The organism is Rhizobium sp. BK538, assembly GCF_014197575.1.
Classification (GTDB): Bacteria; Pseudomonadota; Alphaproteobacteria; order Rhizobiales; family Rhizobiaceae; genus Rhizobium.
Map to the genome: position 1 here is coordinate 14,735 of NZ_JACIFT010000019.1, position 20,497 is coordinate 35,231.

The 20,497-nt window shown below is 59.3% G+C and carries 21 protein-coding genes and 1 pseudogene; 8 read left to right on the forward strand and 14 right to left on the reverse strand.

What is annotated here, in order from left to right:
* Nucleotides 1-10: 10 nt before the first annotated feature.
* Together FHX09_RS21850 and FHX09_RS21855 are read right to left on the reverse strand one after the other, a co-directional pair.
* On the reverse strand, nucleotides 11-784 hold the full coding sequence (locus FHX09_RS21850; protein ID WP_132590606.1) for a transporter substrate-binding domain-containing protein: 774 nt from the start codon (nucleotides 782-784) through the stop codon (nucleotides 11-13).
* A 44-nt stretch (nucleotides 785-828) separates the two neighbouring features.
* Nucleotides 829-1,608 carry an ATP-binding cassette domain-containing protein gene (locus FHX09_RS21855; protein WP_184450622.1) on the reverse strand — a complete coding sequence of 260 codons (780 nt, stop codon included), beginning with the start codon at nucleotides 1,606-1,608 and terminating at the stop codon, nucleotides 829-831.
* A 165-nt stretch (nucleotides 1,609-1,773) separates the two neighbouring features.
* Between FHX09_RS21855 and FHX09_RS21860 the strand changes: the two genes are divergently transcribed.
* Nucleotides 1,774-2,253, forward strand: a complete 480-nt coding sequence (locus FHX09_RS21860) for an Lrp/AsnC family transcriptional regulator (protein ID WP_007800588.1) — start codon at nucleotides 1,774-1,776, stop codon at nucleotides 2,251-2,253.
* A 201-nt stretch (nucleotides 2,254-2,454) separates the two neighbouring features.
* Here the strand turns inward: FHX09_RS21860 and FHX09_RS21865 are convergent, their stop codons facing one another.
* From FHX09_RS21865 to FHX09_RS21905, 9 genes are all read right to left on the reverse strand, one after another.
* Nucleotides 2,455-2,988: a 2,4'-dihydroxyacetophenone dioxygenase family protein gene (locus FHX09_RS21865; RefSeq protein WP_132590602.1), complete on the reverse strand. Its 534-nt coding sequence runs from the start codon at nucleotides 2,986-2,988 to the stop codon at nucleotides 2,455-2,457.
* A 23-nt stretch (nucleotides 2,989-3,011) separates the two neighbouring features.
* A complete protein-coding gene (locus tag FHX09_RS21870) occupies nucleotides 3,012-4,733 on the reverse strand; it encodes a thiamine pyrophosphate-requiring protein (RefSeq protein ID WP_184450623.1) in 1,722 nt (573 codons plus the stop codon).
* A 17-nt stretch (nucleotides 4,734-4,750) separates the two neighbouring features.
* Nucleotides 4,751-5,503 carry an SDR family NAD(P)-dependent oxidoreductase gene (locus tag FHX09_RS21875; protein WP_132590642.1) on the reverse strand — a complete coding sequence of 251 codons (753 nt, stop codon included), beginning with the start codon at nucleotides 5,501-5,503 and terminating at the stop codon, nucleotides 4,751-4,753.
* 17 nt (nucleotides 5,504-5,520) lie between these two features.
* The gene (locus FHX09_RS21880) at nucleotides 5,521-6,972 is read right to left on the reverse strand and encodes an aldehyde dehydrogenase (RefSeq protein ID WP_132590598.1); all 1,452 of its coding nucleotides are present in this window, start codon (nucleotides 6,970-6,972) and stop codon (nucleotides 5,521-5,523) included.
* 21 nt (nucleotides 6,973-6,993) lie between these two features.
* Entirely contained in the window at nucleotides 6,994-7,707 is a 714-nt protein-coding gene (locus FHX09_RS21885; RefSeq protein WP_184450624.1) for an ABC transporter ATP-binding protein, read from the reverse strand.
* The gene (locus tag FHX09_RS21890; RefSeq protein WP_132590594.1) at nucleotides 7,700-8,428 is read right to left on the reverse strand and encodes an ATP-binding cassette domain-containing protein; all 729 of its coding nucleotides are present in this window, start codon (nucleotides 8,426-8,428) and stop codon (nucleotides 7,700-7,702) included. Before FHX09_RS21890 ends, FHX09_RS21885 begins: the two co-directional genes overlap by 8 nt.
* Nucleotides 8,425-9,378 carry a branched-chain amino acid ABC transporter permease gene (locus FHX09_RS21895; RefSeq protein WP_184450625.1) on the reverse strand — a complete coding sequence of 318 codons (954 nt, stop codon included), beginning with the start codon at nucleotides 9,376-9,378 and terminating at the stop codon, nucleotides 8,425-8,427. Before FHX09_RS21895 ends, FHX09_RS21890 begins: the two co-directional genes overlap by 4 nt.
* Nucleotides 9,375-10,247, reverse strand: a complete 873-nt coding sequence (locus tag FHX09_RS21900; protein ID WP_184450626.1) for a branched-chain amino acid ABC transporter permease — start codon at nucleotides 10,245-10,247, stop codon at nucleotides 9,375-9,377. Before FHX09_RS21900 ends, FHX09_RS21895 begins: the two co-directional genes overlap by 4 nt.
* Nucleotides 10,248-10,314: 67 nt before the next feature.
* On the reverse strand, nucleotides 10,315-11,544 hold the full coding sequence (locus FHX09_RS21905; protein ID WP_184450627.1) for an amino acid ABC transporter substrate-binding protein: 1,230 nt from the start codon (nucleotides 11,542-11,544) through the stop codon (nucleotides 10,315-10,317).
* 186 nt (nucleotides 11,545-11,730) lie between these two features.
* Here FHX09_RS21905 and FHX09_RS21910 point away from each other — a divergent pair, with 186 nt between their 5' ends.
* Together FHX09_RS21910 and FHX09_RS21915 are read left to right on the forward strand one after the other, a co-directional pair.
* Nucleotides 11,731-12,630, forward strand: a complete 900-nt coding sequence (locus FHX09_RS21910; protein WP_184450628.1) for a helix-turn-helix domain-containing protein — start codon at nucleotides 11,731-11,733, stop codon at nucleotides 12,628-12,630.
* Nucleotides 12,631-12,650: 20 nt separating this feature from the next.
* Nucleotides 12,651-13,598 (forward strand): annotated as a pseudogene (locus FHX09_RS21915) (tyrosine-type recombinase/integrase); the annotation flags it as partial.
* Between the two features lie 5 nt (nucleotides 13,599-13,603).
* Here the strand turns inward: FHX09_RS21915 and FHX09_RS21920 are convergent.
* From FHX09_RS21920 to FHX09_RS21930, 3 genes are all read right to left on the reverse strand, one after another.
* Entirely contained in the window at nucleotides 13,604-13,954 is a 351-nt protein-coding gene (locus FHX09_RS21920) for a type II toxin-antitoxin system RelE/ParE family toxin (protein ID WP_184450651.1), read from the reverse strand.
* Nucleotides 13,935-14,210 carry a type II toxin-antitoxin system ParD family antitoxin gene (locus tag FHX09_RS21925; RefSeq protein WP_132590582.1) on the reverse strand — a complete coding sequence of 92 codons (276 nt, stop codon included), beginning with the start codon at nucleotides 14,208-14,210 and terminating at the stop codon, nucleotides 13,935-13,937. Before FHX09_RS21925 ends, FHX09_RS21920 begins: the two co-directional genes overlap by 20 nt.
* 101 nt (nucleotides 14,211-14,311) lie before the next feature.
* Nucleotides 14,312-15,490, reverse strand: coding sequence for a Fic family protein (locus FHX09_RS21930; protein WP_184450629.1), 1,179 nt, complete (start codon nucleotides 15,488-15,490; stop codon nucleotides 14,312-14,314).
* Nucleotides 15,491-15,818: 328 nt separating this feature from the next.
* Between FHX09_RS21930 and FHX09_RS21935 the strand changes: the two genes are divergently transcribed.
* The 5 genes from FHX09_RS21935 (at nucleotide 15,819) to FHX09_RS21955 (ending at nucleotide 20,466) form a co-directional block, all read left to right on the forward strand.
* A complete protein-coding gene (locus FHX09_RS21935; RefSeq protein WP_132590578.1) occupies nucleotides 15,819-16,589 on the forward strand; it encodes a glucose 1-dehydrogenase in 771 nt (256 codons plus the stop codon).
* Between the two features lie 281 nt (nucleotides 16,590-16,870).
* Entirely contained in the window at nucleotides 16,871-18,199 is a 1,329-nt protein-coding gene (gene hisD / locus FHX09_RS21940; protein WP_132590576.1) for a histidinol dehydrogenase, read from the forward strand.
* Nucleotides 18,200-18,203: 4 nt separating this feature from the next.
* A complete protein-coding gene (locus FHX09_RS21945) occupies nucleotides 18,204-19,217 on the forward strand; it encodes an alcohol dehydrogenase catalytic domain-containing protein (protein ID WP_132590574.1) in 1,014 nt (337 codons plus the stop codon).
* Nucleotides 19,218-19,253: 36 nt separating this feature from the next.
* Nucleotides 19,254-19,985, forward strand: coding sequence for a histidine utilization repressor (hutC, locus tag FHX09_RS21950; protein WP_132590572.1), 732 nt, complete (start codon nucleotides 19,254-19,256; stop codon nucleotides 19,983-19,985).
* Nucleotides 19,933-20,466 (forward strand): alpha-hydroxy-acid oxidizing protein, encoded by a 534-nt coding sequence (locus FHX09_RS21955; RefSeq protein ID WP_245505481.1) that lies wholly within the window; start codon nucleotides 19,933-19,935, stop codon nucleotides 20,464-20,466. The genes hutC and FHX09_RS21955 overlap by 53 nt, the downstream gene beginning before the upstream one ends.
* Nucleotides 20,467-20,497: the final 31 nt, after the last annotated feature.

The following is a 20,497-nucleotide window of genomic DNA, read 5'->3' on the forward strand; positions in this document are numbered from 1 at the left end:
TCCGGACCGTTTACTTTGCGCCGTAAATGTCGAAGTCGAAGTACGTCTTGGTGATTTCGTCATACTTGCCGCTGGCGCGTACCGCAGCGATCGCGGCGTTGAGCTTTGCCTTCAGTTCGGTATCTTCCTGGCGCAGGCCGCCGGACACTCCTGCCCCGAGAATCTCCTTGTCATCTGCAACATCACCGGCCTTGGCGCAGCAATCCTTGCCGCTATCGCTTTTCAGAAAGGCATCCAGAGCAAGCGAATCCCCGAATACGTAGTCGATGCGTCCGGCAGCGAGGTCCTGGAACGCCTCATCGAGCGTCTGATAGGTCTTCTCGTCCGCGACCCCGGCAAAATACTTCTTGAAGTAGTCCGACTGGATGGTGGAGACCTGGATGCCGATGGTCTTGCCCTTCACATCCTCTGCACTTGCGCCGACCTTCTCACCCTTCGGCCCGATCAGCGTGCTGGGGGTGTTGTAATATTTGTCGGTGAAATCGATGACCTTCGAACGCTCAGGGGTATTCGACATGGACGACCAAATGACGTCGAACTTCTTGCTCTGCAGGGCAGGAATGAGGCCATCCCAGGACAGCTCCACGATTGAGCATTGCTCTTTCATCTCTCCGCAGACGGCGTTCATCAGATCGATTTCCCAGCCCTGCCATTGACCGGAGGCATCCTTGGCGAAGAACGGCGGATAAGATTCGTTCATAATGCCGAAACGAACCTCAGCCTGAGCGGTGATGGCCGAAAAAGCCAGCGTAGCGCCGGCAAGAAGCATGGGGAGTAGTTTCATTTTTCAGATTCTCCTGATGTTGTCGTATGTGAAAGCGCCAAGGATCAGCGCGTGAGCATGCCGGTGAATTCGCGGCAGCGCGCGCTAAGGGGAGCGTCGAAGATCTGTTCGGGGCGCCCCTCTTCCTCGATCCGCCCCTGGTGCAGGAAGAGGATGTGGCTCGAGACATCGCGCGCAAAACGCATCTCGTGGGTAACGATGAGCATGGTTCGCCCCTCCTCGGCGAGGTCGCGTATGACCTTGAGCACCTCGCCGACCAGCTCCGGGTCGAGTGCCGACGTCGGCTCGTCGAAGAGCATCACTGACGGCTCGATGCAAAGTGCGCGGGCGATCGCCGCTCTTTGCTGCTGGCCGCCGGAGAGAAAAGCTGGGTAGGCATCGCGCTTGTCGTAAAGGCCTACCTTGGCCAGGAGCGCTTCTGCCTTCTCGATTGCCTCGCGGCGCGGAATGCGCAGGACGTGAACCGGGGCCTCGATAATGTTTTCGAGCACTGTCTTGTGTGCCCACAGATTGAAACTCTGGAAGACCATGCCGAGGCCGGCGCGCATCCGCTCGATCTGCCGCCAGCTCTTTGGCTGCAATTGCCCCCGATGCGTCCGCTTCCAGGCGACTTCCTCACCATTCACGATGATACGACCGCGGTCGGGAACGTCTAACAGATTGATGCAGCGCAGAAAGGTGCTCTTTCCAGACCCGGACGATCCGATGATCGAAATCACGTCACCCTGACGGGCCCTTGCCGAAAGGCCCTTGAGGACTTCGTGCGAGCCGAAGCTCTTGTGTAGATCATCGACACATAGTGCCTGAGAAGTTGGTTCTGGCATTCACAATTCCGTAAAAGCAATTTGAGCAGAATATCGCGGATGTGCGTTAATTTTGCGCGCAAAGCTAAACTAAAATGAATAATATGTGCAAAAATCTCTTCCCATTGCTTGTTTTCGGATAGAACGAACGAAGCAGCTTACGGCGCGATGGCCAAAGGAGACAAAATGGAAAAACTGGATCACTTTGACCGCGACATTCTCCAGCTCGTTCAGCGCAATTGCCAGCGAACCGCCGAGAGCATCGCCGACGACGTCGGCCTCTCAACGTCGGCCGTTCAACGGCGTCTGAAGCGCCTGCGCGAAGATGGGATCATCAAGGCGGAGGTGGCGGTCGTCGAGCGCAAGGCAACCGGCACACCTATGGTGTTTATCGTCGGCATGGAAATTGAGCGGGACAATTACGATGCACTGGCGAAATTCCGGCTTTGGGCGGAAAAACAGGATCATATCCAGCAGGTCTACTATGTCACGGGAGCCGTGGATCTCATTGCCATCGTCACCGCCCGTGACGTCGAGCACTATGACGATATTGCAGCCTTGATCATGGCGGAAAACCCTCAGATCCGGCGCATGCACACCAATGTAGTACTTCGCGACGTAAAGCTTGGGCTCTTCGTCCCGCTGGCAGCTGGAGCCGACGACTGATAGGGAACTGCACGCACGTCGCATTCGACGCCGGTATTGTCTTTACAAGCCAGCGGCTGCGACAGCGCCGGCGGTGCTCGTCACAGTCCGCGACCCTGGCCGGACGGATACCGGAACTACGCGCGATCAAGGCGAAGTGACAATACCCGGCCGGCTTCAAGCGGATCGGCACGCCACCGGAGCAGGACGCACAGCTTAAGGTTACCGGAAGAGCCGTTCGACATAATTGCGCCCGAGTCCGACCTTCTCGTAGTGGTCACGACAAAGCGCAATGTAGTTGTGTACATCGAAGAACCCGTCCGGCTCGCCGGTCCCGTCGAGCCAGATCAGTGGCCCCTTGACCTGGAAGAACACCTTCATTGGCTGTTCGTGCTCGTAGGCGACCAGCGTATGGCCCTCGCCCGGCGTCTCGTAGACAAAATCGCCAGCCGTTGCCGTCCACTCATGCTCGAGGTATCCCCACTTGCCCGAGATCGTATAGGCGAAAACCTCGTGCGGATGATAGTGCCGGTTTACAAGGCCTGCCTTCTTGGCCATGAGGATGTCGCACCACTTGTTCTGCGTCGGCGAAATCCAGAGCGGACGCGAAGAGACAGTATCCGTGAACGGAACATAATAGCGTTCATCCTCTGTCGGCGCATCTTGAAGGTAGACCTCGGGCAGCGCGTCTGGCTGAAAGACCTTGCTGATCGGCTGCAAGTCTTTCCAGAATTCTGTGGTCGCGAGTTCAGGCATGCTTTCCTCCCATTTTCATAGTCTCAGGCGCGCACACGCACGTCGAGCAGCGCCATGCTCCGGTTTTCGTCGATGTGGCGGATGGCGCCCGCAAGCGCGGCCTCAAGATCGCCCCCACGCTCAACTCTTTCGGCGTATGCCCGGCTCGCCTGCGCAATCTTGGTAAAGTCCGGGATTGGCGAAAGCGACGTCAGCGGCATCCGGTTTGCTTTGGCGGCATAGCCGTCCGGATAGATGCCAACCACGGATTGGCGCACGGCCCCCCATTCCGCATTGTTGACGATGATCAAAAGGATCGGAAGCGCCAGTGCCTCGGCGATCTGGTGGCAGGCAACCGGATTGGAAAAGATGTAGGAGCCGTCGCCCATCGTCGCCACGACGAGGCGGTCGCGATCTGCAAGCTGCATCCCGAGCGCGGCAGGGAAGGCCCAGCCAAGACCACCTGAATGCGGCTCCTGATACCAGCCACGATGGTCAGCAATTTGCATCGGGGCAAGCGGACATCCAAGCTCCGACAAAACCGTCGCCGGACGGCCGCCGATTGTCTTGGATAGCGCAAGGCTCACCCACTCCTTGGTCATTGGCTCAGCGCATCCGGTCTCTGCTCGCGCCAGCACCGCCGCCCGTGCCTCACCATTCCGCTTGGTCAAGGTTGCGGATCTGCGCTCAATGTCCGTTGCCGGAGACAATCGCGACATCGCCGCACGCAACGCTGCCAATCCATCGGCCACGTCGCAGGCGATTGTCACGTGCGAAGGGAAATAGCGGACCGGAAAGCGCTGGAACAACGGATCCTGCCCGAGCTGGATGACCTTGCACCCATCGTTCAACGAATGAATGTCGGGCGACCATGGAGCGAGTGCATCGATAACGAGCACAACATCGGCCTGCGCCAACAAGGGTTCGGGGTCGGCCTGCGCGGCCATCGGATGGTCACTCGGGAGCGCAAGCTGCACGGCCCAATACTGGCAAACCGGAATTGCCCATTCCTCGACAAGGGCACGAAGCGCTGCAAACCCGTGTTTTGATCCAGCACCGCGCTGCGCAAAAATCACCGGCTGGCGTGCGCATGCGAGGAGCCGCGCCGCCTCTTCAATCGCCCTTGGATCTGGCGCGTGGATAAAGGCTTCCATCTGCAGGGAAGCCCCCAAACCTTCTGTCGGACAAGGCTGACACAGAACCTCGCGTGGCAGGCTCATGTAAACTGGCCCGCGCGGCGTCGACATTGCAATGGCATGTGCGCGGTCGACCATCTGTGGCACATGTTCCGGAAAGCGGAGTTCGTCGTCCCATTTCACGGCCTCGCGCACCAATGCCGCCTGGTCGCGCATCTCCTGCCCCCAGCCGATCGGCACCGTGCGCGACCCAAGATGACCCATCTCCGAAGCCGGCGTCTTGCCCGAAAAAAGCAGTAGGGGAATATGCTCGGTCGCGGCATTGATCGCCCCGATCGCACAATTTGCAAGGCCGACATTTGTGTGCGCCATGACCGCCTGCGGACGCCCCGTTGCCAGGTAATAGCCGTGGGCCATCCCCATTGCCGCGCTCTCATGTGGGATGACGATCGCCTCTGGCAGGGGGATGCCCTTGGCATCAGCCTCAGCCAACCCTTCGATGATGGGAGGAAAATCGGTTCCCGAATTGGCGAAAATATAGTCGATGCCGATCGCCTTGAGCCGTGCCAGTAACGCCCCGCCAGCGGTCATCGTCTCCCCCCTGGCTTGGCGCTCGATGTTGCTGTCCATGTATCGTTCCCCGTTGTCTAGACGCTCATGCCGCCGTCGACCATGAGCGTCGCTCCAGTGACGAAGCTCGACTGGTCCGAGGCAAGGTAGAGCACCGATCTCGCAACCTCGCCGGCGGTTCCATGTCGTCCGAGCGGAATGATTTGGTTGAAGAATTCAGTGCCATCAGCACCAATCGCAGCACCCAGCCCCTGTTCAACGGCGAGCTGGAAGCTGTTGTCGATCGGACCGGGATGAATGGTATTGACGCGGATACCACGCGGCGCCAACTCCTTGGCAAGACAACGCATGAGACCGACCTGTGCATGCTTGGCGGTGATGTAGGCATAGACGCCGGCATCACCGCGGACACCGGCGACAGACGAGGTAATCACGATGCTGCCACCGTCGCGCATGGCAGGCACAACGAACTTCGCGGCAAGGAAGGCCCCCTTCACATGGACCGCCTGTACGGCATCGAAGACATCTTCCGGATAGTCCTCGATCGGCGACACCGTACCGAAGTTGCCCGCATTGGAAAACAGCACATCAATCGAGCCGAACCGATCAACCGTGCGCTTGACGTAGCGCGCTGTGTCTTTCGCATTCGACACATCCGCCGCAACCAGTTCCACCCGATCCGCCGGCAAATCCGCTGCTGCCTGCGCAAGTGCCTGTCGCGCGAGATCGACGAGGGCAACGTTTGCTCCTTCTGCGAGAAACAACCTGGCGGCCGCCAGGCCGAGACTTCCTGCGCCACCCGTGACGATGCAGGTTTTCCCATCAAGCATACCCAAGGCGCTCTCCATCAGATCGGATAGTGGATCGGGCCATCCTGAATGGTGATCCAGCGCAGTTCGGTAAACTCGGCAATTCCGGCTTTGCCGCCAAAGCGGCCATAACCGGAATCCTTGACACCGCCGAACGGCATCTGTGCCTCGTCATGCACGGTTGGACCATTGATGTGGCAAATGCCGGATTCGATCCTTCTTGCAACGGCCATGGCGCGGTTCACGTCCTTGCCGAAGACCGCCGAGGAAAGCCCGTACTCCGTGTCGTTGGCAACGCGGACGGCCTCATCGATCGAGCCGACACGCACCACCGAGACTACTGGCCCGAAGCTCTCCTCTGCATAGATCCGCATGGCAGGCGTTACACGGTCAAGCAGCGTTGCATCGACGATTGTGCCATTGACGTCGCCACCCCCGGCAAGCACCGCCCCCTTGGAAACCGCGTCGCGCACCAGTGCGTCGATGCGTTGCGCTGCCCTGGAATCAACGACAGAACCAAGCGGCGTGTTTGCCTTGCGCGGGTCGCCCGCCTTGAGCGTCTTGACCTTGGCAGCCAATGCCTCAACGAAGGTGTCAGCGATCTTGTCGTCGACGACGATCCGCTCGGTGGACATGCAGATCTGTCCCTGGTTCATATAGGCCCCGAACGCTGCAGCGGCGACGGCCTGCTCGATGTCGGCATCGTCCAGAACGACGAACGGCGCTTTGCCGCCAAGCTCCAGCAGCACAGGCTTCAAATGCCGGCCAGCGGTTTCGGCGATGATGCGGCCGACACGCGTGGAGCCGGTGAAATTTACGCGGCGCACCGCAGGGTGGGCAATGAGCGTCTCGACGATCTCGCCCGCATCTTCGGGTGCGTTCGACACTGCGTTCAGCACTCCCTCGGGTAGACCGGCCTCGTGCAGCGCATCGACGATCAGTCGGTGGGTTCGCGGGCAGATCTCCGAGGTCTTCATCACGACGGTATTGCCGCAGGCAAGCGGCGTTGCCAAAGAGCGGACGCCTAGAATAACCGGCGCATTCCACGGCGCGATGGAAAGCACCACGCCCGCCGGCTGGCGGATCGCCATGGCGAGGCTCCCGGGCCGGTCAGACGGGATGACCTCGCCTGAAATCTGGGTCGTCAGAGATGCCGCCTCCCGAAGCATATCCGCAGCAAGGCCAACGTTGAACATCGCCCATCCAGCGGTTGCACCCGTTTCCGCAGCCATGGCCGCCACGAACTCGGGCGCCTTTTCCTGCAGCCGGTCGGCGGCAGCGAGCAACAGCTTGCGGCGCTGGCCGGGGCCGGTCGCGGCCCAGGCAGGAAACGCCTTGGCGGCAGCATTTGCGGCTTGGCGGGCATCTTCCACCGACGCTGCGGCAACGGTCGAGGCGACTTCTCCGGAAATCGGGTTCAGCCGCTCGAAACTGCGACCGTCGGTCGCTTCCACTTCGGCATTGTTGATCTTCAGGCCAAGCATGTTCATGGGGATCTCCGTGTCACCAAATCAAACCATCGCGCCGAGAAAAGCGCGCTGCACTGCGGGATCGTTTATCAGTTCGCCGGCGGGTCCCTCGCCAGTGATCCGACCGGCCTCGGCAAGATAGCCACGGTCGGCGATGGCAAGGCTCTTCTTGACGTTCTGCTCGACGATCAGAAGTGCAAGTCCTCTTTTTCGAATGCGAGCCAGGCTCTCGAACAGCTCGCCGACGACAAGGGGCGCTAGGCCAAGGCTCGGCTCGTCCAGCATCAAGAGATCCGGCTTCGACATCAGTGCGCGGCCAATTGCCACCATCTGCTGCTCGCCGCCTGACATCGTATTGACGAACTGCCCGCCGCGGTCGCGTAGCTTGGGAAAAAGCTCAAGGATGAATTGGCGGCTCTCGGCCGCGTACTTGCGAGCGCGCCTGGAGTAGGCCCCGAGGAGAAGATTTTCTTCCACGGTGAGATCGCCGAACACTCCTCTTCCCTCCGGCACGAGGGCGATGCCGGCCTCGACGATTTCATGCGCAGGCACGCCCGATATCGTGTTCCCGGCAAAACTCACCACGGCACCAGGGTCTGGCCGGGTGATCCCGGCGATCGACTTCAGCAGCGACGACTTGCCCGCGCCGTTGGCGCCTAAAATGACCACGGTCTCGCCTTTGTTGACCTTGATCGATACGCGATCAAGCGCATTGTGGCGGCCGTAGTGCAGCGAAAGATGAGCAACCTCAAGCATGGCGCTCTCCGAGATAGGCGGTGACGACGTCAGCATTGGCGAGCGCTTCAGCTGTTGATGCGTCGGCGATCTTGCGGCCGGCGTTCATGACGACGCAGCGGCTGCAGACCGCGCGGATGGCATCCATCACGTGCTCCACGAGAAGAATGGTGATACCGCGATTTTTCAACGAGAGGATCAGATCGATCCCCGTTCTAAGTTCCGTCGGATTGAGCCCCGCCAGCCACTCGTCCAGCAACAGCAGTTCCGGTTCGGCCGCAAGTGCGCGGGCAAGTTCCATGCGCTTCAGGTCGATATAGGTCAGGTCCTGTGCCGCCTGGTGCGCGCGATGGGCCAGGCCGACCTCATCAAGCTTGGCGAGCGCCGCTTCCTCAGCCGCACGTCCCCATAGCTTGCCACGGCCGAAGGCAAGCGCGACCACAACATTTTCCATGACGCTCAGCGACGGCAGCGCGCGCACCAACTGGAAGGTGCGTGACACTCCCTTCAAAGCCACCCGGTGCGGCGCCAGTCCGGAGATGATATGATCGCTGAGCGCAATCGTTCCCCCCGTCGGCCTCAGATGCCCGGAGATCATGTTGAGAACCGTGGTCTTGCCGGAACCGTTTGGGCCAAGCAGACCGACGACCTCGCCACGCTCCATCGAGAATGACACCGCATTTACCGCCGTTAGGCCGCCGAAACGCTTGGTCAGGCCGGAAATCGTCAAAAGCTCGCTCATTCGGCAACTCCCGGAACTGCTTTGATCTTGCCATTGTGCCGGCGCTTCCAGTTCTCTTCGATGAAGGCCAGCACGCCACGCGGCAACACGAAGACGATCGCGATGAATAGCAGGCCGAGGATGATCGAATAATGGTTCGGGAAGTTGGCCGACAACCATTCAAATAGCAGGAAGAGTGGCACGGCACCCAAGAGCGGTCCCCAAAGCCTGTTGGCGCCCCCAAGCAAGGCCATGATCAGCGTCAGGAAGGAAAGCGTGGGATTGAAGGCAATCGCCGGCTCCACATACGTCCAGCGCGGCGCTTGGATGGCACCGACGAGCGTGATGATAACGGAACTTATGGCAAATAGCGCAAGCTTCACGCGGGCAATGTTAATGCCGCAATGGGCAGCAACGACCTCGTCGTCACCGATCACCTTCAGGGCCAAACCGATACGGCTGCGGCCCACACCCCAGCAGATGAGCAAAGTGGCCGTCGCCAGCGCCAGAAGCTGCCAGTATATCCCTTCCGGCGTCACCGGCAGGAAGATATAGCGACCGAGCGTTCCCGTCATATTGACCTCGTACCAGGTCACGAGCTGGCGTACCAGTTCGGCAAGACCAAAGGTGAAGATGACGAAATAGACGCCGGCAAGCCTCAGGGTCGACAAGCCGACAATGAGTGCGACTGCCAGGCCGATAACGCCGGCAATCGGAAGGAGCAGAACATAAGGAACGCTCTCGCTGAAGACTGCGCAGGTATAGGCGCCGATGCCGAAAAAAGCGACGGTTGCGAGCGACACGTAGCGCGTTGGACCGGAAAACAGCGCCCAGGCTGTTGCCAGGGTGACATAACCGAGCATCCCGATCATCAGTGTGACGGTATAGGGATTGGCATAGAACGGCAGGCAGGCCAACGCGCCAACAACAACGGTGATGATCGCGGCCTGTAAAAGAGAATTGCGGCTCATCTTGTGGTCCTTCCGAACATACCGGCCGGACGCCACAGCAAAACACCAAGGAAGATGAGATAGGTCGCCGCGAGGGTGAGCCCCGGTGACACAAAGGTCGCCACGAAGGTCTCCACCAGACCAAGTATCAAGCCTGCCGAAAGAGCGCCGAGAATATTGCCAACGCCGCCCATGATGACCACGATCAGCGCCTTCATGGTGAAGACGACGCCCGAGGTTGCCGTAAACGTCTGATACATCGAGATGACGACACCGCCGGCGGCCGCAAGAGCTCCCCCGATCGCAAACGCCGTGCGTGCGGCCTTGTCGACATCTATGCCGACGAGGGCGGCAGACGATGGCGAAACCGCAACGGCGCGCAGTGCAGTGCCCCAGAGAGTTCGGGTTAGAACGAGATAGATGCCAAGGCCGGAGACAACGGCCATCACAAGCGCCAGCAACCGATTTGCGGCGACCGTTGTGCCAAGCACCTTCACGGGAATGTTGAGGTAGCTGTAGTTTGTGAAATTCGCCCCAAACACCACCAACAGCAGGCCCTGGATCACGAAGAGCAAACCGAACGTCGCCAGGATCGAGTCGATCTCGAGGCTCGCCTTGTCACGGGCGCGGGCAACAAGCGGGCGCATCAGCAGGCCATAGACGATGTAGCCGAGGAAAAAGCCCGCCGGTATGGCAATGAGAAGGCCGAGTACCGGACTGACGCCCCATTGGGAAAACATCACGTACGCCAGGAATGCGGCAGCGATGATTGTCTCGCCATAGGCAAGGTTCATGATCCGCGCAATGCCGTATTGGAGCGTCAACCCCATGGCGACGAGCGCGTAGGTCCCGCCGAGCACCAACCCGGATAGTATGGCTGTGCCGAGCATCAGCCCCCTCCTTCAATCGAGATGCGAAAGGGCGGTGCGCATTCCTGGACGCGCACCGCCTTTGGTGTCAGGCCTTCTTCCATTCCTGCCTGGGCAGCACCACTTTGCTCACCCCTTGACGGTCGGATGGAGCGACGCCGACGAACTGGCCGTTTTGCCACTGGCCGGTCCACCAGAGCTTGCGAAGCTGGTTCTCCTCGAACTTCGTATCGCCCAGGACAGTTTCAAAGGTGCCACTGGCAAGCTCGGCCGATACTGCTTCCCGATCGAGTCCCTTGCGCTTGATTGCCTCCTGCAGCATCTGAAGGCTGGCATATGTGATCACGCTACCCCAGTAATCCGGCGCAATCCCGGTGTGCGCCTCATGACGCTTGCGATATTCCTCGTTGGCCTTGTTGGCAGGATCGATACCACCAAGACTCATGATGCCTGTCGCATTCTCCCCGTTGTTCTTGCCGTAGACCGGAAAGCCCGTTCCGACGCCGAGATAGAGCACCTTGGGATTGAAGCTCGCGACCTGTGCCTGTTGCGTCAATGCGAACGTATCCGGCGGATAGGAAAAGGCCACAAAGCTGTCAGCGCCACTCGCCATCGCCTCATTGATGACCGGTGAAAAGTCGGATGTCGCCAGCGGATAGGTCTGGTCGTAGACTACCTCGATACCAGCCTCCTTGAAGGCCGGACGGGCCGCGCTGACAAGGTCAATGCCAAAACCATCGGCAACGGAGACCATGGCAACCTTGTTGTTGATCGTACCGGCCTTGTTGGCTTCGACGAGGATACTGGCCAGTGCCTTGGCGTAATCATGGCCGCCGCCCAGCATCCAGAAGCTTTTCTTCCAACGTTGAACGAATTGAGGAGCCTTGTCCGTCACAGCCGAAACAGCGAGTTGCGGATAGCCGTACCGGTCAAAAAGTGGCGCAACAGCAAGATTGAAGCCCGTACCCCATGGCGCAAGAATGAAATCGACCTGATCGTCCGTCGCCAGGCGCTCCGTCGCCCGCACAACTTCTTCCGACGACGAACGGTCATCATATTCGATGACCTCAATCGGCAGCTTCTTGCCGTCCGGCAGTTCCAGGCCGCCGGCATCATTCACGTCCTTGACCCAGAGCAGGTAGTTTGGAAGCGTGGTAATCCCGGCACCGCCGGCATTCGGCCCGGTCTTTGAAATGGCATAGCCGATACGAACGGACTTGCGCTCTTCCCCAAAGGCGGCCCGTCCGACGCCCGTTGCAGCAACCGCTGCGACAAGCGCAGCACTTCGCAGGACTTGCCTGCGTTGAAAGGTTTTCATCGATTTTCCTCCCATAAGCCTGCTCCCACAGGCTGTTCAGGCCAACGTGCCAACCACGACCCGTTTCTCCTCCTGGGGCGGGGCTGCATCCATTGACATGTTCAATTTACGCGCCGTCCAGTCGAAGCGTGATAGACTTTTACAAGAGATACTTGTACTTTTCACGGAAACGCGAAAAGGGCGGCCATGTCTCCCGTCATCATGCCTACCAATCCTGCAGCGCACCCTTTGCCCCGAGCGCCCGAAGCCGTCGAGGCCCGCATTTTCCACGGCGCGCTCGCGCACTCGACGTGGACCTTCCGCGGGACCCGCAATCGTGCCTTCGTCCTTGTTTCCGGCAGCGGACACATCCGGCTCGGCACGCATGAAGTGCCGATCAACGGCCCTACCATCGTATGGGCGCCGTCGGGAGAGACCGGCTTGATCACCTTCGACGCCGGCGCGGAAGGCGCCTCGCTCGCCGTACCAGACATCGTCCTTGGCTCCGCGATGCCGTCAGGCGCGGTCTTCGCACAGGTTCGCGAAGCAATCTCGCGCCCGATCCTTGGCGCTCGTCTAAGCACGCAGGAAGCGCGCCGCCTCTCGGCAGCACACAGCATCATTGAACAGGAATTGAAAGCAGACGTCCCTGGCGCGCAGGAAGTCATTCGCCATCACCTGGCACTCCTTCTTCTTGCAATATGGCGCCTGACCAGTCCGGCGGACGAACGACAGCAACCTTCGCCGCGCGCCGTCGTTCGCGGCTTTGTGCATCTGGTCGAGGTGCATATCCGCGATCATTGGACAATCAACGACTACGCCAACGCACTTGGCGTCACTGCCGACCGTTTAAACAGTGCAATCCGCCGCGCGACAGGCCGAACCCCGCTGGAACTGATACATTCACGCCTGATCTCGGAGGCATCAACCATGCTGGACGGCTCGGGACTGCAGATCGCCGCAGTTGCCGAAGCGCTCGGTTTTTCCGACCCGGCATACTTCAGCCGCTTCTTCAAACGCCTTACCGGCGTCTCCCCGCGTGCCCATCGCGCCGGCGTCGTCCTGAAAAGGCCGAGCGTAGAAACGAGCTACGCTGCCTGGCCCTGAGTCCCGGAGTAGCTTCCGCTTATGTCGAGGCGGCGAGTTCCGCCAACACCCGCAAGACCCATGCCTCGGACTGGAAGCATTTTTCCGCCTCGTGCCGGCGGCAGAACCTCGCTCCCCTTCCCCCGGATCCGCACGTCGTCGGCCTCTACATCACCGCTTGTGCCTCCGGGACCGCCGGCGGGGCGTGAAGGCCAATTCCGTCTCCACGATCGAGCGGCGCCTCTCGGCGATCGCCTGGAATTGCACCCAACGGGGCATGCTGCTCGACCGCAAGGACCGCGCCATCGCCACCGTCATGGCGGGGGGACGCAATCGCCACACCGCCCTGCCGCGGCAAAAGGAGGCGATCCTGCCGGAAGACCTGATCGCCATGCTCGAGACCCCGGAACGCGGCACGCTTCGGGGCCTGCGGGACCGGGCACTCCTACTCGTCGGCTTTGCGGGCGGCCTGCGTCGCAAGGAAATCACCGGCCTCGACCTCGGACGCGATCAGACCGAGGACGGGTGCGGCTGGATCGAGATCCTCGACAAGGGAATGTTGCTGACGTTGCGCTGCAAGACCGGCTGACGCGAGGTCGAGATCGGCCGCGGTTCCGCCGACACCAACTGTCCGCCCGTCGCCGTCGAGACCTGGATCAGGTTCGCCAAGCTCGCCAAAGGCCCCCTCTTCCGCCGCGTCACCGGACGCGGCAAAGACGTTGGGCCGGACCGTCTCAATGACAAGGCGGTCGCCCACCTCGTCAAGTCCGCGGCCCTTGCCGCCCGTCTATATGGCGACCTCGGTGAGGAAGAGCGGGCGGCAAAATTCTCCGGTCATTTCGCTGCGCGTCGGTCTGGCCTCCTCGGCCGAGGTCGATGAGCGTCATGTGCAAAAGCAGCTCGGCCATGCGAGCGCCGAAATGACCCGCAAATACCAGCGCCGACGCGATCTATTTAGGGTCAATCTGACGAGGGCCTCGGGGCTGTAGGGACCTTATCGCGCCAGCATACGTGCGAGCATATTTCGGATGTGGTCCTGCGCGCCGTAGAAAATTGCCGCGACAATGATTGTGCGGCTATGTTCCACCGGTAAAAACCAAATAGCCGCCTTGTCCCGCCGAAGAAACCGAATCCCGGGATGAATATCAGGCCGCAGAGTCCCGATATAAGGCGTATTGACGAGGCGATCGATTTCGACACGCAATTTGCGAATCCGCTCAGCGGTACGCTCCACAGCCTCGCCAGCCGAGTCCCCGAGTTCGACATAGGCGTCGAACAGATGATCGAAGATCAACTCGAAATCGCGTTCGGCATCCTCAGAATAATCAAGAGTCCACACGAACAACCCGTCGCTTCCGCTCAATCATTGCCGCGACTCGGCTTTCCATTTCCGTCGCAGAAATCATCGGTCCGTTCAATCGCCGCTGGACCAATTCGCGAAGCGCTGCCGTTTCAACGGTCTCAGCTTCAGTCTTTTGCCGAAGCAGTTCTAGGCCCTGCTGAAGAACGGAACTCATGCTGGAGTACCGGCCGCTCTCCACCAGCGAACGGGCAAACGCATCCTGCTGGTCAGTTAGCGAGATCGACGATTTGACACTCATCGGTTCAACTCCTTTGAGCCTAATTTGCTACTCAGTAGCATATTTGTCAATCTGACGAGATGTCCGTCAGGCGACAAAGTCAACGACGTCGGTTGATTTAATCACGTAGCCGGCAGGGGATCAGTGCCTTCGCTTAGGATTGCGAGATATCTACGGTAGCTGAAAACACGGCCACGCTTGCGACCTGTCACCTCGTCGACAATCCCCAAGCGCTCCAAGTCAGCGAGCGCTGCATTGACAGTCGGTGCGGAAAGGCCTGTCATTTGAACGATTTGATTTGCCGTATGAAAGGGGTTTTGCTGAAAGAGTTCGTGAATACGAAGGGCCGATCCAGCTCTGTCGCTCTCGGTTGTGATTTTCTCCCTGTCCTCCTTGAAAAGATCGACAATCCGAGTGGCAGCTTCAAATGCTTGGTTGGCGGTGTCGGCTACACCTGTCAGGAAGAAGTCTAACCAACCTTCCCAGTTTCCATGTTCACGGACCTCTTGCAGTAATCGATAATATTCCCTTCGATGAGCCTTGAGGTAAAGACTGAGGTAGAGCAATGGTTTGCGTAGAACGCCGTTCACACACAGGTAAAGAGTGACCAGCAGACGACCTATACGGCCATTGCCATCGAGAAATGGATGGATCGTTTCGAACTGGACATGCAGGAGGCCGGCTTTGATCAGTGCCGGTAATCGTGATTGAGCGTCATGCATGAAGCGCTCGAACGCATCTAGGCAGCCACCCAACTCCGTCACAGGTGGTGGCACGAAGAGTGCGTTACCGGGTCGCGTGCCTCCAATCCAATTCTGCGAGCGCCGAAACTCTCCTGGATCCTTTGTGCCTCCGCGCCCGCTTTGCAGCAGTCGTGCGTGCATCTCTCGGATCAGTCGCAATGACATTGGCAGCGTTTCCAAACGCTCCAAACCGTACATCATCGCATCAACGTAATTGGAAACCTCACGAATATCATCGACCGGTTGCCCCGCTTGAGCCTCGGTCTCAAACCGCAAAAGATCGGAAAGGGTCGACTGTGTACCTTCAATCTGTGAGGAAAGAACTGCCTCTTTTCTCACATACATGTAAAGGAACAGCTCCTGGCGCGGGAGCAGCATTGTGATGCCATCCAGGCGACCTAGCGCACGCTCTGCCAGACTGAGGCGCTCCAATAGCGAAAGGACATCGATGGATGGCTCGGGCGGCAATGGCGGAGGCACGAACGCCCGTACTGTTTCGCTCGCTGCTGTTGTTTCGACAAAACGACCCAGGCGCAAATTAGGTTCGGAATTAGACATGGCCTAATATGAATTCCGACCGTTATTTAAGCAAGCGCCCTTCTATTTAAATAAGCATCAAGCTTAGGTAAGCGCGCTTAATTAACGTAGACCGTTGTCACTGCGTCAAGCGCAGGCGACGGATTCCAGGCCAGCTCCATGAGACCACGGTTCAAACCTAATGATAGTCCTTGCGGCTGCGGATCGGGATTTCTGAACGTAATGTCCTGTGGCAACTTTTGCCATGGCGCGTCTTTCAGGCACAAATCGGAATGCCACTCTTTGTCAATACATGTATAGACATTATTGTTGAACGGTGGTTCTATCCTGCAAAAGTAAGGGGATCATCATGGCCAATACGATGTTCGATCTGGCAGGAAGAGTGGCAGTTGTGACCGGTGCGAGCCGCGGCCTGGGCCAATGGATTGCGCTGGCGCTTGCCGAAGCGGGTGCCGATGTTGGCGTTACGGCGCGCGATCAAAATTCGCTAAGCGAAACCAAAGGGAAGATTGAGGCGCTTAACAGGACCTGCATCACGAGCGCCCAGGATGTGACAGACATCTCGTCCATCGATGAAACGCTAAGCAAGTTCGAAAACATCACTGGCGCTGTCGATATCCTTGTCAACAATGCCGGCTACGAACAGATATCTCCCTCGCTCGACGTCGATGAACAGATCTGGGACAAGATCATCGGCACCAACCTCAAGGGCGCGTTCTTCTGGTCGCAAGCCGCAGCACGCCGGATGTCCCGCCGAGCCCACGGTGGAAGCATAATCAATCTCTGCTCCCTCACGTCCTACGTCGGCATCCCGACCGCTGTGCCCTATGGCTCCTCGAAGTCGGGACTGCTCGGCATGACGCGCGCGCTGTCGGCGGAATGGGCGCCGCTGGGCATCCGCGTGAATGCGGTGGCTCCGGGCTATTTCCGAACAGCGATGACCGAAGGGTTTTATCAGGATGAGGGCTGGTCTGCGAAAATGCTCGACAAGATTCCACAGAAGCGGTTCGGTGATGGTTCCGACATCGGCGGCGCCGTCGTCTTCCTTGCGAGTGGCGCATCGGCCTACATCACTGGCCAATGTATTCCTGTCGACGGCGGCTTTCTGGCGTCGATATAGAAACGGAAATTGACGCTTGACAGCACATGAACGATCATATTTGTCTATAGATGTATAGACAACTCTAGACAATAAAACGGGAACGAAGTCTTCGACTTCCTGGGAATTTGCCGGATAGCCATCCGGCGTCCTCGCATGAACAGCTTGCAGGGTATTGCGCCGGTGGCCACCGACTTGCGGTGCGTTTCAGCATGACCTGTAGGGACGATACATCGTCGCGCCGTCAGGGCGCGGACGACAGCGGCTGTCTGCGCCTCTGTGCGCCAACAAGGGTATGAGCAATGACCGACGTCACTTTTCATGAATATTCAAATCTTGGACCGGATGAGCAGGCCGCGCTCTTGCGACGGTCTGAAACAGACATCTCGGGCTTCATCGAGAAAGTGGCACCAATCCTAGAGGCCGTGCGCACCGAGGGTGACCGCGCCGTTGCCCGCTTCGGCCGCGACCTCGACAAGGCAAATATTACAGAAGCAACGATCAAGGCAACGGACGCGGAATTCGACGCCGCCTTCAAGCTCGTCAGCGAAGATGTGATCGAGGCCATCACCTTCGGCATCGAGAATATTCGTCATTTTCATGAAGAGCAGAAGCCCGAGGCCATGTGGCTGAAGGAGATCAAGCCAGGCGCCTTTGCCGGCGACCGCTTCACGCCGATCAAGTCCGCCGCCCTCTACGTTCCGCGCGGCAAAGGTTCGTTTCCGTCGGTCACGATGATGACCTCCGTCCCGGCCGTCGTGGCAGGTGTTCCGAATCTGGCGATCGTCACTCCGCCTGCCCCGGACGGTAGCGTGGACGCCGCAACGCTCGTGGCAGCGCGTCTGGCCGGCGTGGAAACTGTCTACAAAGTAGGCGGCGCTCAGGCAGTCGCAGCGGTTGCCTACGGGACGGAATCGATCAAGCCGGCTCTGAAGATCGTTGGGCCGGGAAGCCCTTGGGTGGTCGCAGCCAAGCGGAGCCTGTCAGGCATCATCGACACCGGCCTGCCTGCTGGCCCTTCGGAAGCGATCATTTTCGCGGACGACACGATCCATGGCGGCCTTGCCGCGCTCGATCTCCTGATCGAGGCCGAGCATGGTCCCGACTCTTCCGCCTATCTCGTGACCCATAGCCGCCGCGTGGCCGAGGAGGCCCTCGCCGCACTGCCTGAGCATTGGGCACGTATGACCGAACAGCGCGTCCAGTTCTCGAGTGCCGTCCTTTCGGGCAAATGCGGTGGAATCATCCTTACCTCCTCGATCGAGGAAAGCTACGACTTCGTCAACGCCTACGCGCCGGAGCATCTCGAAATCCTCTCGCAGGATCCCTTCGCCCATCTCGGACAGATCACGGAGGCTGCAGAAATCCTCATGGGTCCGCATACCCCTGTCAGCATCGCCAATTTCTGCCTCGGTCCAAATGCCGTGCTGCCGACGAGCCGCTGGGCGCGCACGTTCGGCCCGCTGTCGGTGACCGATTTTGTGAAGCGCAGTTCGATCGGCTACGTGACAGCGTCGGCCTATCCCGAGTTTGCGAAGCGTGCCCATACGCTTGCGGAGTATGAAGGCTTCTCATCTCACGCGTATGCGGTCTCGGCGGTCCGCGACAACTATCTGCCAAAGCGGGGCTGATTGGATGAAGGCGGTCCGGCTTTACGACGCGCTTGATCTTAGGGTCGAGGAAGTCGACAGACCTCTGTCGCCCCCGGCAGGTTACGTGACGATTGATGTTCGCGCCGTGGGCATCTGCGGCTCGGACCTTCACAACTACAGAACCGGCCAGTGGATCAGCAGGCGTCCATCCACCGCTGGACACGAGTTCTGCGGTCGCGTCTCCGCAATTGGTGAGGGCGTCGAAGGTCTCGCGATCGGTGACCTCGTCGCAGCTGACTCCCGCTTTTACTGTGGCCAATGTGAAGCATGCAGATCAGGCCGCACCAATATCTGCGAACATCTCGGTTTCGTCGGCGAGGTATGCGACGGAGGATTTGCGGAGCAGGCCCAACTACCGGCTCGTCTGGTTTTCAAGCACGAGCCGTCACTTGATCCTGCAGTGGCGGCCATGGCCGAACCTTTGGCCGTCGCCCTTCACGCGGTACGACGGCTCAATCCGCCCCAAGGCGAAGCGATTATTCTTATCGGTTGCGGGACAATCGGCGGTCTCTGCGGTTTGCTGCTTTCACATCTCCACGATGGGAAGCTGTTGTTTGCGGATTTGAATGGCAGTCGTGCCGAGATGGTGGCCGGCCTCTGCGGAGGCTCGGTGGTCTTGCTGGATAAGTCGCAAGCAAGGACTGCTCTCGGCAACGCGCGACTGCGTTATGCGGTGGATGCAACGGGGAGCACAAAGGCCATCGCGCAAGGCATCGAACTTCTGGACGGGGGCGGCGCCTTCGCTCTTGTGGGCATTAGTCATGGGAAACTGGATCTGGATCCCAATGTCCTCGTCGAGCGTGAGATTTCCCTCGTTGGCTGCCATGCCTTTGAAGACGAACTCGCCGACGCCATCGCGCTGTTGCCAAAGCTGCAGCCCTCACTTCTGCAATTCAGCGAGATCCTGAACTCACTCGACGAAATTCCTGACGCGTACCACCGACTGATCGATGGTCGCTCAACCAAATTAAAGACGATCATTCGAATAGCCGATTGATCGAGCACACGCCTCGGCGTGAGACGGAGATAGAAATTGCCCGGCCTTTCAAACACCGCGCTGCCGCTCTACGAAAAGGTCAAGGACTTCGTCCTCGACAATATCGGAAACGGCAGTTGGCCACAGAACGAGAAGCTTCCGTCCGAGCATGAATTGACGTCTTCGCTCGGGGTTTCTCGCATGACGGTCCATCGCGCGCTTCGCGAACTGACTGCCGAAGGCTATCTGCGCAGGGTCCAGGGCGTCGGGACGTTCGTCTCGCCTCCCAAGGCGCAGTCGACGCTCATCGAGATCAGCAATATCATCACCGAGATCAAAGCGCGCGGAAGCCAACACCGCGCGGAGGTGATCCTGCTCGAGCGGATCGAGCGGCCGGATCAAATGCTATTGGACGCGTTCGAGTTCAGAAAGCTTTGCCCCGTCGATCACTCGATGGTCGTTCACTACGAGAATGGCGTCCCTGTTCAACTGGAGGAGCGCTACGTCAATACAGAGCTCGTGAAGAACTATCTCGATCAGGATTTTACGTCCATCGGCACCTACGACTACCTGCAGCACAGCACGCCGCTAACCGAGGTCGAGCATCTCATCAGCGCGATCCCGGCGACGGAGAGACATGCACGCCTCCTGCATATTCGTGAGCGGGACAGCTGCCTGGTTCTCAACCGAAAAACGTGGACGGGGCAGGCGATCGCAACGGTCAATACCTTCACCTATGTCGGCAGCCGCTACTCGCTCGGCAGCAGATACTTGCCGCCCAAAAAATGAAAGCCTTCGCGTCATTCCAGGAGTGAGAGATCATGGGGCAGCCCAACAGTCGGACCGCAGCCATCCGGGAAAAAGCCAACAAGCGCGACGGCAGTGCCGAAGCTCTTCTTGCCGACCTGTTGCGAGATCTGTTTGGGATCGAAGCTACATCGACGGTGCATCCTTTGCGGAGGAAACCTATCGTCGAAACAAGGACGATTTCTCGCTTTTGGGGCTGCGTCAGCACGTTCTCGTCGACTATGCCGAGCCTGATCTGTCGACCGAATACCTCGGACGGCGACATCCTCTTCCCTTTATGCTGGGACCGGTCGGTCTCCTGGGTCGAGCCTATGCTTACGCTCTTGCAGCTGCAGGCCAGGCCCGCGTCGACCGTGCGATCGAGACATTGCGTCGCGTGTTCTCGATTACCTCGGCTTTGATGGGTGTGAGCTCGATCGCCGACCTAAAGAAACGTGGCTCGCATCTGATACTCAAACAGTGACCGCGAACGCCGGCGAAAGGAGACAAACACT